Annotated in this window: 15 protein-coding genes; 5 read left to right on the top strand and 10 right to left on the bottom strand. The window is 62.8% G+C overall.

What is annotated here, in order from left to right; translation table 11 throughout:
- Positions 1 to 110: 110 nt before the first annotated feature.
- The 5 genes from ACWGPT_RS12790 to ACWGPT_RS12770 all read right to left on the bottom strand — a co-directional run bounded on the left by ACWGPT_RS12790 (position 111) and on the right by ACWGPT_RS12770 (position 5,393).
- Complete coding sequence (locus tag ACWGPT_RS12790) at positions 111 to 1,067, bottom strand: NAD-dependent epimerase/dehydratase family protein (protein ID WP_452605995.1); 957 nt, start codon at positions 1,065 to 1,067, stop codon at positions 111 to 113.
- Between the two features lie 12 nt (positions 1,068 to 1,079).
- A complete protein-coding gene (locus ACWGPT_RS12785; protein WP_452605994.1) occupies positions 1,080 to 3,020 on the bottom strand; it encodes a polysaccharide biosynthesis protein in 1,941 nt (646 codons plus the stop codon).
- A 65-nt stretch (positions 3,021 to 3,085) separates the two neighbouring features.
- The gene (locus tag ACWGPT_RS12780; protein ID WP_452605993.1) at positions 3,086 to 3,646 is read right to left on the bottom strand and encodes a sugar transferase; all 561 of its coding nucleotides are present in this window, start codon (positions 3,644 to 3,646) and stop codon (positions 3,086 to 3,088) included.
- A gap of 182 nt (positions 3,647 to 3,828) precedes the next feature.
- Entirely contained in the window at positions 3,829 to 4,704 is an 876-nt protein-coding gene (locus ACWGPT_RS12775) for a 3-deoxy-manno-octulosonate cytidylyltransferase (RefSeq protein ID WP_452605992.1), read from the bottom strand.
- A 2-nt stretch (positions 4,705 to 4,706) separates the two neighbouring features.
- Positions 4,707 to 5,393 (bottom strand): glycosyltransferase, encoded by a 687-nt coding sequence (locus ACWGPT_RS12770; protein WP_452605991.1) that lies wholly within the window; start codon positions 5,391 to 5,393, stop codon positions 4,707 to 4,709.
- A 267-nt stretch (positions 5,394 to 5,660) separates the two neighbouring features.
- On the opposite strand from ACWGPT_RS12770, the gene ACWGPT_RS12765 reads away from it, so the two are divergent.
- Positions 5,661 to 6,575, top strand: coding sequence for a glycosyltransferase family 92 protein (locus ACWGPT_RS12765; protein WP_452605990.1), 915 nt, complete (start codon positions 5,661 to 5,663; stop codon positions 6,573 to 6,575).
- A gap of 13 nt (positions 6,576 to 6,588) precedes the next feature.
- Here ACWGPT_RS12765 and ACWGPT_RS12760 read toward each other — a convergent pair whose 3' ends face one another.
- Entirely contained in the window at positions 6,589 to 7,311 is a 723-nt protein-coding gene (locus ACWGPT_RS12760) for a membrane-anchored protein (protein ID WP_452605989.1), read from the bottom strand.
- 146 nt (positions 7,312 to 7,457) lie between these two features.
- Here ACWGPT_RS12760 and ACWGPT_RS12755 point away from each other — a divergent pair, with 146 nt between their 5' ends.
- Positions 7,458 to 8,387, top strand: coding sequence for a glycosyl transferase (locus ACWGPT_RS12755; RefSeq protein ID WP_452605988.1), 930 nt, complete (start codon positions 7,458 to 7,460; stop codon positions 8,385 to 8,387).
- Between the two features lie 31 nt (positions 8,388 to 8,418).
- On the opposite strand, the gene cbiB is transcribed toward ACWGPT_RS12755, so the two are convergent.
- Positions 8,419 to 9,384 (bottom strand): adenosylcobinamide-phosphate synthase CbiB, encoded by a 966-nt coding sequence (cbiB, locus tag ACWGPT_RS12750; RefSeq protein WP_452605987.1) that lies wholly within the window; start codon positions 9,382 to 9,384, stop codon positions 8,419 to 8,421.
- Between the two features lie 7 nt (positions 9,385 to 9,391).
- Here cbiB and cobD point away from each other — a divergent pair, with 7 nt between their 5' ends.
- Positions 9,392 to 10,411 carry a threonine-phosphate decarboxylase CobD gene (gene cobD / locus ACWGPT_RS12745; protein ID WP_452605986.1) on the top strand — a complete coding sequence of 340 codons (1,020 nt, stop codon included), beginning with the start codon at positions 9,392 to 9,394 and terminating at the stop codon, positions 10,409 to 10,411.
- Here the strand turns inward: cobD and ACWGPT_RS12740 are convergent.
- The 3 genes from ACWGPT_RS12740 to ACWGPT_RS12730 are packed head-to-tail and all read right to left on the bottom strand — an operon-like array spanning position 10,401 to position 14,289.
- A complete protein-coding gene (locus ACWGPT_RS12740) occupies positions 10,401 to 11,402 on the bottom strand; it encodes a P1 family peptidase (RefSeq protein WP_452605985.1) in 1,002 nt (333 codons plus the stop codon). The genes cobD and ACWGPT_RS12740 overlap by 11 nt on opposite strands.
- A gap of 3 nt (positions 11,403 to 11,405) precedes the next feature.
- On the bottom strand, positions 11,406 to 12,947 hold the full coding sequence (amaB, locus tag ACWGPT_RS12735; protein ID WP_452605984.1) for an L-piperidine-6-carboxylate dehydrogenase: 1,542 nt from the start codon (positions 12,945 to 12,947) through the stop codon (positions 11,406 to 11,408).
- A gap of 58 nt (positions 12,948 to 13,005) precedes the next feature.
- Positions 13,006 to 14,289: an NAD(P)/FAD-dependent oxidoreductase gene (locus ACWGPT_RS12730; RefSeq protein ID WP_452605983.1), complete on the bottom strand. Its 1,284-nt coding sequence runs from the start codon at positions 14,287 to 14,289 to the stop codon at positions 13,006 to 13,008.
- Positions 14,290 to 14,388: 99 nt separating this feature from the next.
- Here ACWGPT_RS12730 and ACWGPT_RS12725 point away from each other — a divergent pair, with 99 nt between their 5' ends.
- Together ACWGPT_RS12725 and ACWGPT_RS12720 are read left to right on the top strand one after the other, a co-directional pair.
- Positions 14,389 to 15,324: a LysR family transcriptional regulator gene (locus ACWGPT_RS12725; protein WP_452605982.1), complete on the top strand. Its 936-nt coding sequence runs from the start codon at positions 14,389 to 14,391 to the stop codon at positions 15,322 to 15,324.
- 49 nt (positions 15,325 to 15,373) lie between these two features.
- Positions 15,374 to 15,610: an Lrp/AsnC ligand binding domain-containing protein gene (locus ACWGPT_RS12720; RefSeq protein ID WP_452605981.1), complete on the top strand. Its 237-nt coding sequence runs from the start codon at positions 15,374 to 15,376 to the stop codon at positions 15,608 to 15,610.
- Positions 15,611 to 15,655 lie beyond the last annotated feature (45 nt).

The raw sequence follows: 15,655 nt of genomic DNA, 5'->3' as shown, positions 1-15,655 counted from the left end.
TGCTTTCTTCACGCCCGCGCTCGTTACTTTGTAATTGGGAAGCGCTCCCCCGGGCAACCTCTTTCCAGTCAGCGGGATGGTCTTGCTCATCTTCAATCCTTCGGCGGGCATCACTCAACCGGCGATGAGGGAAGATGATGAGCCGCGGGACTTCCGGTTACAGCGAGCGCGGGACCTTCCGTATATGGCGGTCTCCAGGATAAACACTGGCGAGTGGTTCGGTCGTCAACTTCCAGATTGTCCAACAGGCGTCTGAAGGCCTCCTTCCGGCCGATCAGGGCACTTGCGACGCGAAGCACGCCTGCGCGAACTCGCACGCTTCTCGCCTTCTTCCCGAAGGCTGCGGCAAGGCTCACGAGCAGTTCGTGGGTCGAGAGCGCCGGTCCGTCACCGGCAAGCAGCACGCGACCTGCGGCGTTCGGGTGTGAGAGGGTCGTGATGATCAGGTCGCAGAGGTTGCCTACGAAGACCAGCGAGCGCCGGTTCTTCACATCCTCGAATATCGAAGGCAGGCCGAATGAAGCCCATTTCATGAGGCTCTTGAAGTTTCCTCCCACACCCGGTCCGTAGACGAGGGGCGGGCGGATGATGACGATCTCCATTCCGGTCTCGTGACCCAGGGTCGTGAGCGCCGCCTCAGCCTCGGCTTTGGAAACCGCATAGGGGTCCTGGGGGTTCGGCTGGTCGTCGGCGGTGAAGGGTTTCCCGGGTTCGGTGCGCTCGCCGTTCACCTTGATCGTGCTGACAAAGACGAAGCGCCGGACGCCTGCCGCGGCCGACTGCCGTGCAAGATGGAGCGTGGCATCGACATTCGCTCTCCGGAACTCCGCGAGCGGATCCGTGGCCGTCTCCCGCATGACATGCACCCTGGCCGCCAGGTGAACGATGGTATCGACGTCCTCGAGATACGGCCTCCAGTCCAATTCGGGACCATAGGAGGGAATGGTGAGCGTCCCCGCCGCCTTACTGCGACTGACGCCTCGCACGGCAAGACCGCGCTCGCGCATCTCCTTCAGAAGATGCGTCCCGACGAAACCCGATGCACCGGTGACGAGCGTCACTCCCATCGCCGTGCCTCCTCAGCGTCCGAGGCTGGCGGCAACCTGGTCTGCCTCGGTTATGTCTTCAGTGATCATCCCGAATAGGACTTTTCGGGCCATCGCCTCGTCCTCATCCGCCAATGTCTGCTGCAGGTCGTGGAGTGCGCCGACCATGTCGTAGCCGAGGATGGTGGCGGAATCGGCCCGGAGGATCTTCGGGTGGCGGGTGGGCTTGGCATTGTTGCGGTCGTAGAAGAGTTCCTCGTACAGCTTCTCGCCCGGGCGCCGGCCGATCACCTCGATGGCGATGCCGGTGTCAGTCTCGCTTTGCGGATCGCGTACCTTGAAGCCGGCGAGACGGATCATGTTGGCGGCCAGATCGCCGATGCGGACGGGCTCCCCCATGTCGAGAAGGAAGACGTCACCGCCAGCAGAAAGCGTTCCCGCCTGAACGATAAGCTCGGCGGCCTCGGGGATCGACATGAAGTAACGGGTCATGTCGGGATCGGTCACGGTCACGGGACCGCCATTGGCGATCTGCTGCTTGAAGCGGGGGACGACCGAGCCATTGGAACCGATCACATTCCCGAAGCGAACCGCGCAGAAGGTCTGGCATCCGGCCTTGGTTTCCACCTCCGTCGCCTTCAGGCGAACGATAAGCTCCGCCCATCGCTTGGTGGCGCCCATCACATTCGTGGGTCGCACGGCCTTGTCCGACGAAATCAGCACGAAGCTTTCCACCCCTTCGTCCGCGGCTGCCGTCGCAACGGTCAGGGTCCCGAAGACGTTGTTGCGGATGCCTTCCAGCACATTCGCCTCAACGAGAGGGACATGCTTGTGGGCGGCGGCGTGGTAGAGCACCTGTGGAGCGTAGGTACGCAGAGCGCGCCTTACGGTCTTGTCGTCGGTGACCGACCCCAGCACCGGGACGATGTTCACGTCCCCCTTGCCCAGCAGTTCCTGCTCGATCTGGTAGAGCGCGTATTCACTGGCTTCCAGCAATACGAGCTTGCTTGGTTTCCAGCGAACGATGAGCCTGCAGAGCTCGGATCCGATGGAGCCGCCGGCTCCCGTCACCATGACGACTTTGCCGCTGATCGCTTCCGCCAGCAATTCCTTGTCCGCCGGAACGAACGAGCGGCCGAGCAACTCATCCAGCTCGATCTCCCGGATCTGGTTGACGATATAACGGCCATCCACGATGTCGGATATGTCCGGCAAGGTGCGGACCCTGACATTCAGCCCCGTAACGCGTGCAATCACCTTCTGGCGCGTGTCAGCCGGGATGGCAGACATGCTGAGGACGATTTCCTTGATGCCGTACCGGTCGATCAGGCCAGGCAGGTCGCTGGAAGGGAAGACCCTGTAGCCGGCGATCTCGGTGCCGTGGTTGCGAGGGTCGTCATCCACCAGTCCCATGACGAAGCGATTGCCGTGGCCCCGCAAGGCACGGGCCAGTTGCGCCGCGCTCGGGCCTGCCCCGTAGATCAGGATCGGCTCCTCGTCACGTCGAAGACCGGTCCCTGTCGTGACGATCCATTTGAGGCCGAAGCGGATCGCGCCGATCAGCAGCGTGCCGAGAATGAAATAGAGAAATGGAATGGAGCGGGGGACGATCCCCTGTCCCGCCATCTCCATCAGGAAGATGACGATGACCCATCCGGCGGTCGCGATGACCATGGCCTTCAATATCGTCCAGATCGCAGCTTCCGGAAGATAGCGGATGACGGAACGGTAGAGGCCGAGACGGATGAATACCGGAATGGCGATCGCCGGAGCGAGGGCGGCAAGAACAAGTCGCTCGGTCGTGATCGTGGGTGTCCAGACAGCAAGACGGATCGCATAGCTCGCCCACAGGGTGAACATCAGCGTTGCGATGTCGAGGCCGATCATGATCACCCGCTTCCAGACGCGCGGTGTCCCGATGATCCTTTCCCTGAGCTTCTGGACCATGCGGGTTTCGGAGAGCGCAGGGATCATTGCGATCTCCTGCCCGCCGGCGCAGATAGTCTCGCGCGTGTCTGAAATGCCATCCCGATAACCATCTAGTGCTTTACGCCCGCTGCACCCAGCACCTTCAGGGCAGTAATGCCAAGAATGCGAAGGTCAAACCAGAAGCTCTGCCTATGCAGGTACTCAGCGTCAAGCTTTACCTTTTCAGGGATGGCGAGTTCGTCCCGGCCATTGACCTGCGCCCAGCCGGTCAGGCCCGGGGGAAGCCTGTGAACATTCTTCTCCGTGCGAGCTGCCACCAGATCTTCCTGATTGAAAAGGGCCGGTCGTGGCCCGACGAAGCTCATGTCGCCCTTCAGGATGGACCACAATTGCGGCAACTCGTCGAGACTGGTTTTCCGCAGGAAGCTGCCCACCGGCGTAAGATGCTGCGCGGGGTTTTCCAAGAGGTGGGTCGCAACGACGGGCGCATCTATCTTCATGGTCCGGAACTTAGGCATCCAGAAGAGCTTGTTGTCTCGGCCGACGCGCTGGGACCAGTATAGGGCAGGTCCGGGAGATGTCGCTCTCACGATTATCCAGATGAAAAGCATGGGAACGGCGAAAACGGCCAGCGCCAGGGCAGCAACGGCAAAATCGAAAATGCGCTTCATCGGGAAAATTCCAGGTCGGATGCACGCGTCGGGGGAGTTTTGCAACGCCCACCTCGCGGTCTCATCACGGCTGCGGGGAGATTGGTCAAGGATGAATCGCTCGGCCGGCGCGTCTGCTCACTTGTTTCGATCTTGCACTGCCGCGAATGAGGGGCGGGCGCACCAGCCGCGCCGATCCCCGGTCACCGCGAACCCCGGATGCGCCGCTTGACGCTGCTCGGCCGGAGACCCCTCAGGAACTCGTCGCCCGCCCGGATGAAATTGGTCAGGGAGATCAGCTTGTCGATCTCGCCATCGCTGTGGGACAGGCGTTCTGACAGGACCTCGGTGGCCGCGAGTTCGATGTCGGACGGCGGTATTTCGGGGAACCGCTCGGCCAGCGCGGCATAGGGATTTTTCGGAACCCCGCCCTCGATCGTGACCTTGCCGAGGCGGGCGAATACGCGGAGGAAAGTCTGCTCGAAGCTCCAGTCATGGATTGAGACCACCCGCCATTTCGCCGTGCGCTTTGCCGAGAAACCGGCAAGAACGATTTTTGCCGGGAGCCTCAACTCGCTGAGCCAGAGGGCGATCGCGAACCCGCTCGTCGGCGTCTTGCCGCTCGTGTAGAAACTGTCGCAATAACCGAGGAGATCGAGATGGCCGGTCGGCGCGTTCTGGTAATCCGCGGAGGTATTGAGTTTCTCGCTGGCTGCCAGGCGGATGTTCAGGATGCCGAGAAAATGTGCCTGGGCAAAATAGGAAAGAACATCGGAGACCTCGTTGCGGTACACGATGTTCGCCCCCTTCGGCTGCGCCCGCGATACCAGCAGCGCATGCCCGTCGAAAGGCTTGTCCAGGCTCTTGTAGACCCTGTTGAAGAACACGAAGAGTGTGGTGGCGGGATACTGCGGCTGAATATCCGCGACGTTCAGCGCGCCGCTGTTGGCGACCAGCACAATGTGCGAATAGGGCGCGAGGATCTCCCGCCAGTTCGAGCTTTCGGACAGGCCCGAAACTGCCCCCGGCCGGGGTAGCCGGGCGGCCTCAACGCCGACTGGGGGAACTCCCGTGTTCATCTCTACTTCTGATGCACGGAGACGACCTTGTCGCGCATGGCGAACCATTCCTCCGCGTAATCATCGTCCTTGTAGTCCTCGAAATAGGGACCGCCGTCTGTGAAGTGGACCAGCTTCGCATCCTCGCGATAGTCATACTCGTTCACGAGATAGTTCCACGTCACGGGCACCTCGCCGATCTGGTCGTCGCTGTCGAGCCACTTGAACTGATGCAGTTGCAGGCCGGTTGCCGTGTTGACGTAGTCCCGGGTCAGGGCGCCGCATTTCGCGTTGTTGAACAGGATCATGCTCGACCAGTTCTTTTTCTCGTACTTGGTCTGCGTCTGGCCGAGGAACTTCGTCTCGACCTTCGGAACATAGTCGTGTTTGACGCACATCGCCGACCATTTGTCGTCGCGCAGGGCCCAAAGCTCCGCGATGTCGGCGCGGGCGAGCATGTCGCAATCCATGAAGATCGACCAGCCTCGGTAGTCGCTGAGATACGGGACCAGGAAGCGGGAAAAGGAGAATTCCGTCGATTGCAGCGGATTGCGCTCGCGAGTGAAAACGCCCTGGAGGTTGTCAAGGACGATCGGAGAGAAGACCACCGGTATGGAAGATCGTTCGATGATGCTTTGGCAAAGGACGTGATAGGCAACCACTTCCTTCGAATCGAAACCGACAAAGATCTGCGCTACGTCGTCTCTCATGCATCACCCTTTGCTTGATGGAAGGAGCGATCAGCGCCGCGCCTTTTTGTGTGAACATTCGAAAATGAGTAAATTAACAGAGGCGCAGACAAGCACGATAAAAGGAAGAGTGTCAACGCGGTCGCCACTTCCCATGCCGTTCATTGAGAAGTAGACGATCCGTCAGGAAACTGGTGGCGAGCGATAGCGTTCCGTAAGTCGGAGATATCCTGGCCGGTTGCCGGCGGGATGCTTCCGCTATCAATTCTACGAGGGAGACGAGGCTCGATGGGCTGGTTCAGGCGGTCGCAATCTTCAATAAAGAACCTCTCGATAGAGCCGCCGGCGCCCCGTCCGGATCGCGCCGGCGTCGCCATCGCCGTCTGCGTGAAGAACGAGGCAGCCTATATAGCCGAATGGGCGTGCTTCCATCGAGCGGTCGGCGTGAAGCATTTCATCGTCTATGACAACGGCTCGACCGATGAGACCTGCAGCGTCCTCGCAAGCACCTTGGATGCGAGCGAACTGACGATCGTTCCCTGGGCGGGTCGCGTGGCTGCCGCCAAGACCGGTCAGCCGATCGATGGACAGGTGGTGGCCTTCGCCCATGCGATCCTGAATTTTGGCGGCCGGTTCCGGCGCATGGCGTTCATCGATGTCGACGAATTCCTGCTGCCGATGACCGGAAAGACAATCGAGGAGGCGCTGGCCGCTACCGGAGATTTCCCCAATGTATCGCTGCCATGGCACATGTTCGGCACCAGCGGGCACAAGCAGAAACCCGCGGGCGGCATATTGACGAACTATACGCGGCGCGCCGCAAAGCCGATCGGCGGGGGAGAGCCGGCCTCGAACTTCAAGTGCATCGTCGATCCTTGCGAAGTGACGGAAGTGGCGGTCCACCATTTCACGACCCGCCATTTTGGTGACCTTACGTGCAATGACGTTGGTCAACGTGCCGATCGGAGGGGGCGCAAGCAGCAGGGCTTCTATTCCAACAAGGCGCTGCAGCTCAACCACTACTACAGCAAGTCGGAAGAGGAGATGCTGGCGAAGATGGCGAGAGGCTCGACCTACGCGGCCTCGGCGGCGCGGGTGGAAGACAAGATGCGGACCACCATGCGCATCATCCAGGAGAACGAGGTCGAGGATCTCGCCATGGTGAACTTCCTGAGCGAAAACCGCATCGACATCGGGAGCTGACCGCCTGCGCTTGTCAGTCGCCACGGCCTGCCCACAGGGGCAGTCCGGTCAATGAAGAGACCTCGGGATCGGCCGTGAAGACCGGGTGGTTTGCGGCGAGCAGCTTTTGCAGGACCTTCAGATCCATGCTCTGATGCAGGCGAGGCAAGTCCTCGCGATTATAGGCGTGTCCCGCGCTTGCCGGGTTTATGCCGGTCAGGATCACGGCCGGGGCCTTGTGGTATAAAGCGAACAGCACCGCATTGATGCCGTTGGAGCACTTATCTTCGGCCTCGATCTCCAGGCTCTGGAATCCGCACATTCGGCCCAGAAGAGCCATGCGCTGGTAACGGTTGACGAGGTGCAGCTTGTCATGCCGGTAGTTGAACGCGGCAAGGCCCTGTTCCAGCGCAGGGCGTCCCTCTCGCCAGAGAAAGACATAGAGGTGGCCTGTGCGCTTGCCGTTCAGAACCCGCCGCACCTCGAGAGCGTTGGTATTGGTCCCTCGGACCTGGTTGAACTGCATGAAGGTGATGTCGGGCACGTCGATGCCCCACTGCTTGAGCACGGATTGTGAACCGTTCACCGTGATGGTTGTGAACCCCTCATGCAGACCTTGAGGCTTGTTCGAAAGGGGTGCGGACCCAACCACGACCACAGGCGCTGTGAAGGCAAACGGCGCCTTCGGGGGCTTTGGTCGGACGAGCGAATATTTGAGCTGACGGTAGAACCGAGTCTTTACCTCCTGAAATGCCATTCCACGAACCTTCGACTTCAGTTGACAGGACTTAACTCGCCAGGCCGGCTTTTCGCTGCAACATTTGTTCGGTAAACCCTGTCGTGGTCAACTCAGGCTGGCCTTCCGCAGATGGCCGCGCTCTCGAAACAAGGTTTGTCCTGCCTATGAGATCAAGATCTGAACGGCCCTTGCGGCGATCCATCATCAAGATCCTCGCCCAGGTCATGCTCGGCAAGTCGCGCGCGCACGCCCAGAATGCCTGGCCGGGCCTGAAACTCGACATTCCGCTCGCAGAGGGCGCCTCAGGGGAGGTGACGTACCGTGGGGCAAGGATTGCCCCGCTGTTGCACCCGGCGCATCTGAGGGCCGCGGCCGGAAGCGAGATCAACATAATCGGCTCCGGACCATCAATCCGCGATAATGACGTCTCCGGAATCGCTTCCGGCTCGGCCATTCTGCTCAACGGCGCGATCAGCCTGCTTGGTGGAGACGTTGAAAAAGCCCTCGCGGTCGCTATCGAGGACGAGCGCTTTGTCTGGCGTCACTTCTCGCTGATGCGGGAGAAGATCAGGGCAGGCACGATCTGCCTGTTCTCGCCGAGCGTGATGCGGGCCATCTGCGAACTGGACAGCGGCTGGCTATCGGACAAGCACATCATTCTGATCGACGATATCCGAAAGCCATATGGCGGCGCACGGCGTCATAACCCGGCCCTTGCCGAACTGCCGTTTGCGCGGCTGAGCGATGACGGGGCGAGCGGGTTTTCCGATGATCCCGCGCGCGGTGTCTTCCAGGGCGGCTCGGTCGCGATCAGCGCGTTGCAATTCGCGATCTTCTGCAGGCCGCAGCGCATCGGGCTCTTCGGAATAGACATCTCCAATGCAGACACGCCCCGTTTCTACGAAACGGCAGGAGACACCGCACGCTCAGGGGTGGCGAGGGCAAAAGAACGCATCCTGGGTCATGTCGCGCTTGCGAAAACCGTGTGCGCGGAACGCGGGATCGACCTTCTGAACTTCTCCGCCGTGTCCGCCCTGGGAGAGATCGGGCTTCCCTATGATGGCCGGTTCGCGGCGCCCAAGGGCGGAAATTGATACCGCGATGACCGTGCGTTCGCCCGACCGGTCAACGGGTAAGAACGAGGGCCGCCAGCCCGAAAGCCCCTATGAGGAGCGCGTCGGCGACCCGCGCGAGTCGTAGCGCGCGGCGGATGTCGGACGCGTCAAGGTCCTTGCGGCCGCCTTCGCCCATGAAGCGGGCCTCGACCATCCGGCCGCCATAGCTGCGCGGGCCCGCCAGGGCAATTCCCAGGGCGCCTGCCATCGCAGCCTCCGGCCAGCCCGCGTTCGGCGAGCGGTGAAGTCGGGCGTCGCGCATGACGGCTGCGATGGCGCTGCGGGGTGAGGCGCCGGGGACCAGGCAGGCCGCGGTGATGAATAGCAGAGCGCTCAAGCGCGATGCCGGCAGGTTCACCAGGTCGTCGAGACGGGCCGACGCCCAGCCGAATGCCTCGTGGCGTGGTGAACGATGTCCAATCATGCTGTCGGCGGTGTTGATCGCCTTGTAGGCGGCCCCCCCTGCAAGGCCGCCGAGGCCGAGCCAGAATACCGGAGCAACGATACCGTCCGAGAAATTCTCCGCAAGGCTTTCGATCGCCGCACGACAGACGGCGGGTTCATCCAGATTGTCGGGGTCGCGCCCGACGATCATCGAGACCGCGATGCGCGCGGCCGGCAGGCCACCGGTTTCGAGGGCCGAAGCGACGGCCTCGACATGCTGCTCGAGGCTCTTCTGCGCGGGGAGGCTTGCCGCCACCAGCACGAGAACGAAAAAGCCCAGGGGGACGGCCAGAAGCAGGCTCTCGAGGATCACTGACAGTGAAGCAACCACGGAGATGATGACGGCAAGCGCGGCGATGCCGGCCCATCTGCGGCGGCCAGCTGGATCACCATCCCGGTTCCAGCGCGTATCCAGAGCCGAAATCAGGCTTCCAATCCAAGTGACGGGATGCCCGATCAGACGATATACCCAGCCTGGATAACCGATGACGCGCTCTGTCAGCAGCGCGAGGAATGCGAGAAGGAGGTACATTGGGCCGATGGCGTCTGGAAATTCTATTGGCGGTGCAATTGAACACGGCGGCAATCTCGCACGGGCCCGCGCGCTCTTCCCCGATGCGCCCGAGCCCTGGATCGATCTCTCCACCGGCGTCAACCCGAATCCCTATCCGTATTCACCCTTGCCGACCAATGTTTTCTCTCGACTGCCTGACCCTGGGGAACTGGAAAGGCTGAAGGACGTCGCTGCCCGCGCCTATGGCACCCCCTCGGCTTCGCATGTGGTCGCGGGACCGGGAACGCAGATTCTTTTGCCGATCGTTGCCAGGAGGCTTGTGAAAGGATCGGCCGCGGCCGTCCTGTCGCCGACCTATGCGGAGCACGCGCGAGCCGCGCACCTGGCGGGCTACGCAGTGACGGAAACAGAGGACGTGGCCGCGCTGGCCGGGGCGGATCTTGCCGTGATCGTCAACCCGAACAATCCGACGGGCAGGATCGTCCAGCGAGCACATCTTCTCGACCTCGCCGCACGCATGCGTGACAAGGGCGGGCTTCTCGTCGTCGACGAGGCCTTCCAGGATGCTTCTGGGCGGGAGAGTGTCGCGGACGCGGTCGATGGCGGAGGACTGCTGGTCCTGCGATCCTTCGGCAAGTTCTACGGCATGGCGGGGCTGCGGCTCGGCTTTGCGATCTCTCGTCCCGATATCATCGCGCAGATCGAAGGTGAGCTAGGACCCTGGGCGGTATCCGGCCCGGCGCTCCACATCGGCAGCGAGGCGCTTGCGGACGAGGCGTGGAGGTTGGAGATGGGCGAGCGGCTTGAGGCGTGCGCGGGACGTCTCGATGCGTTGCTCGCGGGCCATGGAATAAACGTGGCGGGCGGGACGTCGCTCTTTCGTTTCATCCGTCAGGCGGATGCGCAGCGCATCTTCGACGTACTCGGGAGGCAAGGCATCTTCGCTCGGCGGTTTGTGGGACGCCCGGACGAGCTGCGGATCGGCCTTCCCTCCGAAGATCAATGGGAGCGGCTGGAAACGGCCTTGGACAAGCTCAGCCGCTAGCGCTGCCGCCAAAGCGGTCGTGCCACGCGGGCTGCGCACCCGCGACCGGCAATGGGGTTGCCTCGAAGACACCGCGCGCGATGGCTCGCGACAAGACCAGGGCGGCGAGATGGAATATCTCCATCAGGACCGGCATGTCGCCCACCGCCTTCTCCCCGGTTGCCGCGGAAAACACGGTGTCGCCGTCGGAGGGAAGGTGGGCCGGGAGGATAGCCCGGGCAAGACCGTCATGGGCAGCGATGGACAGGCGGTGCGCCTGCGTCTTGGTCAGGATCGCATCTGTCACCACCACCCCGATCGTGGTCGCCGTGACATTCACGCCCTTGAGGCGCATCCGGGTATCGACCGGGGAGGGAAGGCCCAAGCCGCCGAACTCGTCGTCGATCTCATACGGTGCAGCCCAGAAATGCGGCCCGTCCCCCACGGTAGCGGAGCCCATGGCATTGGTCGCAACCAGCGCTGCAACCACATGGCCGCCGGAGGTCACTGCGCTCGCCGATCCCACGCCGCCCTTGACCGTCGCGGTGGTCGCTCCGGTGCCGGCGCCCACGCTGCCCAGGGAGAAGGCTCCGCCCTCTGCCGCCTGGAATGCGGCGTAGCCCAGGTCGCGATAGGGGGAGTGGAGGCCCCAGTCCTTGTTGCCACCGTTCAGGAGGTCCATCAGGATCGCCTGGGGAACGATCGGGACACGGGTATCGCCGACGGGAAAGCCGCGACCGGCTTGCCGAAGGCCAGACTGGACACCGCCTGCCGCGTCGAGGCCGAAGGCCGAACCTCCGGAGAGGACGAAGGCATCGACCGTCTCGACCGTCATCGCGGGATCGAGGAGCGCGGTTTCCCGTCCTCCCGGAGCCCCGCCCAGGACCGTTCCTGAAGCAACAGCCGGCTTGTCGAAGATGACCGCTGTCACGCCTGAGCCGAGCGCCAGATCAGTGGCGTGGCCGACAGCCACGCCCTTGATGTCGGTCAGGAGATTGAGCGGCCCGCGCATGGCTCAGATTACGTCGAACCTGACGCCCTGGGCAAGCGGCAGGGTACGCCCGTAGTTCAGGGTGTTGGTCGCGCGACGCATATAGGCTTTCCATGCGTCGGAGCCGGATTCGCGTCCGCCACCCGTTTCCTTCTCGCCGCCGAAGGCACCGCCGATCTCGGCACCCGAGGGCCCGATGTTGACGTTGGCGATACCGCAGTCCGAGCCGCGATCGGACAGGAATGTTTCCGCCTCGCGCATGTCGTTCGTGAAAATGGACGAGGAGAGGCCCTGCGGCACATCGTTATGGAGCCGCAGCGCGTCCTCGAAGTCGCTGTACTTCATGACGTAGAGGATCGGTGCGAAGGTCTCTTCCCGCACGGGGCCGGTCTGCGCAGGCATCTCGACGATGGCGGGGCGGACATAATAGGCGTCCGGGGCGCCGTCCTGCTCCAGCCTTTCGCCGCCCGTGACCTTGCCGCCGGCAGCCTTTGCGGCTTCCAGCGACTTCTGCATCTTGTCATAGGCGGCCTTGTCGATCAGCGGTCCGACCAGCTTGCCTGCTTCAAGCGGGCTGCCGATGGTGACGGACTGATAGGCTTTCACCAGACGCGGAACGAGCGTTTCGTAGACGCTGTCATGGACGAACAGGCGTCGCAGCGTCGTGCAACGCTGTCCGGCGGTTCCCATGGCCGCGAAGGCAACCCCGCGAAGGGTGAGGTCGAGATCGGCGGTCGGAGCGACGATCGCGGCATTGTTGCCGCCGAGTTCAAGCAGCGAGCGCGCGAAGCGCTGTGCCAGGCGCGGACCGACTGCGCGGCCCATGGCGGTCGAGCCTGTCGCCGAGACGAGCGGCACCTTCTCGTGGTCGACTAGCACTTCGCCGATCTCACGCCCGCCGATCAGCAGGGTGGATAGGTTGCCGGGAGCCGTATTGCCCTCGGCGATGTAGCGAGACAGCGCCCGCTCGAAGATCGCCTGCGTGGCAAGTGCGGTCAGCGGGGTCTTCTCGGAGGGCTTCCAGACCGTCGCGTTGCCGCAGACGATAGCCAGGGCCGCGTTCCACGACCATACCGCAACCGGGAAGTTGAAGGCGGAGATGATCCCGATGACACCCAGCGGATGCCAGGTTTCCATCATACGGTGCTCGGCGCGCTCGGTTGCAATCGTCAGGCCGTAGAGCTGGCGGGAGAGACCCACCGCAAAATCGCAGATGTCGATCATTTCCTGGACTTCGCCCAGGCCTTCGGAGGTGATCTTGCCAACCTCGATGGAGACCAGGCGACCGAGGGCCTCCTTGGACGCCCTCAGCTCCTCGCCGAGGAGGCGAACGAGTTCGCCCCGCTTGGGAGCTGGCACGAGGCGCCACGCGAGGAACGCCTCATGGGCCTTTTCGATTGCCGTCGCTGCATCCGCCGTCGTGATCTCGGGAAGCCTGCCGATCTCCCGCCCGGTAATCGGCGAGCGGACGGCAAGGGTACCACCGGTATAGCTCTCGGGCTTGATGCCGAGATCGTTGAAGATGTCTTTCACGTCCTGGGCGAGATCGAGATTGGCAAGCGTCATGTCAGTCCTTCCGGATATCGAATTGGGGTCAATGTACTGATCGGCGGCGGTTCTGCAATCAGAAGCGCTCGCCGGTAAAGTGCGCAATCTGCGCGCCGAGTTCGTAATATGCTTCCTTGAGCGGTCGCATCGACGGGATCGCCGGTTCGGTGATCGGCAGCGGCAGATCCTTTTCGGCAACACGGCCGAGGATGTGATCGGCGAGCACCTTGCCGAAGGTCGTCCCAGGGGAAATTCCGCGACCATTGTAGCCGCAGAAACCGAGCACATTGGGCGCGAACTTGTGGAGACGGGGCAGGGCGTTGTCCGTCATGCCGATCATCCCGTACCATTCAGCCTCGAAGGGGATGTCGGCGATCTGCGGGAATATCCGGCGAATTGACCGGCGTGCCCAGGCCTTGTGGATTCCCGCTCCCGTGCCGCGCAATGCACCGACGCTGCCGAATACCAGCCGGCCGGCCTTATCCATGCGGAAGGAGGAGAGCACTTCCCGCGTGTCCCAGCAACCTTCGCGTCCATGCAGAATGGCGCGCTGCTCTTCCTGGGGAAGTGGCACGGTGGCGAGATTGAAATAGGGGAGATAGACCTGTTCCTTGCGGATGACCTCCCATGGACCGGAACTGTAGGCCTCGCTTGCGACGATGACCCATTCCGCCTTCACCTCGCCCTTTGCCGTTCGCAGGACGTGGCTGCCATCGCACTGCTCGTGAGCGAGGACGGCACTGTCGCGGTAGAGCCTTGCGCCCGCGCCGATCGCAGCCTTGGCAAGCCCGCGCGCATAGGCGAGGGGTTGCAGCGTGCCCGCGCGCATGTCGAGCATGGAGCCGGCATAGACAGGAGATCCGACACGGCGAGCGGTTTCGGCGGCGTCCAGCAGGGTGACCGGTGCGCCCCGCTTCTGCCACTGCGCGGCGCGTTCGGCGAGTTCCTTCAGCCCTTCCTTGCCGACGGCGAGATGCAGCGTGCCGTTACGCTCCAGTTCGCAGGCGATATCGTGGCGATCGATGAGGTCCCGAACCAGGTAGGGTCCGTTGCCGAGCAGGTCGAGGAGACGTTCTCCGTAGTGCGGGCCAAGCTCCCTCGGGAAGTCGTCGGGCATGACCCACATGCCGGCGTTGATGAGACCCACGTTTCGCCCGGCTCCGCCGAAGCCGAACTCGTGTGCTTCCAGCAGAACGACGTCGGTGCCGGCTTCCGCCAGATGCAGCGCCGCGGACAATCCAGTATATCCGCCGCCGACGATCACGACCTGTGCGGAGATGCTCTCCTGCAATCGATGCGTGGAGGGCGGCGGCGGGGCGGTCATTTCCCACAATCCGTGGGAGCGTGGGTTATCGAGCATGTCCGAGGGTTCCGGGTGAATTCCGGAACGGACTTTACAGAGGCGGTGCCAACGTGAATATCGACAGTTTCTCAACAGGTCATTCAACGGAGGAATGACGTGCTGCCACCCAGGCGCTTCCTGCCCTCGTTCTCGCTTCTGGCCGCCTTCGAGGCGGCCGCCCGCACCGGCAGCATCACCGCGGCCGCAAACGAGCTCGGGCTGACCCAGAGCGCCGTCAGCCGCCAGATTTCCGCCCTCGAGAAGCAGCTCGGCGCGCCGCTCTTCCGGCGCGAGCGGCAGACGATAAGGCTGACACTTGCCGGCGACGGTTATGCCCGGGAGATCCGCGAGGCGCTGCGGCGGATTTCCACGGCATCCCTCAATCTGCGGGCCCATCCGAAGGGAGGGGTGATCAATATCGCGGTGCTGCCGTTGTTCGGGGCTCGCTGGCTCGCGCCGCGGCTCGGCCGGTTCCTGGAGCGGAATCCCGAGGTGTCCGTCAATCTGATCAGTCGTCTCGAACCATTCGATTTCCGTTTCGACTCGATAGATGCGGCCATTCATTTCGGTGAGGAGCGATGGCCGGGGGCGGAACTTGCCTTCCTGATGAAGGAGCAGACGGTGGCCGTGTGCAGCCCCGAGTTCCGGGCCCGCTTCGGGTTGCAGCGACCGGCGGACCTCCTGGAGGTTCCGCTGCTGCACCTGAGCAGTCGTCCCGACGCCTGGGAGAACTGGTTCCGGACCGAGGACGTTGCCTTCGATCAGCTTCACGGGATGCTGATGGATCAATACATGACGATCGTGGAGGCGACGGCGGCCGGGATGGGGGCGGCGCTACTTCCCGAGTTTCTCATAACGCCCGAACTGCAGACGGGCCGGCTGGTGATCGCCGCACAAACGGTGCAAAACGAGACTGGAAGCTATTTTCTCGCCCATCCCGCCGAGAGGGTGGATTTCCAGCCCTTTGCCGCGTTCAAGGAATGGCTGGTGAACGAGGCGCGCGCGCCGGAGGGGCCGGGCCGGCTTGCAGTGGGCGAACGCATGGGCCAATAGTTCATCGAACACCCTTGCCCATGCGGCGACCGATAAGGACAGACCCAACATGAAGCCGATCTTCGTTCAGCTCAGATGCCAGCCAGGAAAGACCTATGAGGTGGCGGACGCAATCTACAAGACGGAACTGGTGTCGGAACTCTACTCGACCAGCGGCGACTGGGACTTGCTGCTCAAGATCTACATCAAGGACGGTGATGAGGTCGGGCATTTCGTAAACGAAAAGATCGCCTCCATTCCCGGGATCGAGCGCTCCCTGACGACGCTGACCTTCACGGCATTCTAGAGCGCGAAGGCCGACCCGCTTTCAGGTCGGCCGCCGTTGCAGCCA

The organism is Pseudorhizobium sp. NPDC055634 (assembly GCF_053618655.1).
Note: the sequence above shows the minus strand (reverse complement) of the source record. Positions and strands in the feature narration are given on the sequence as shown.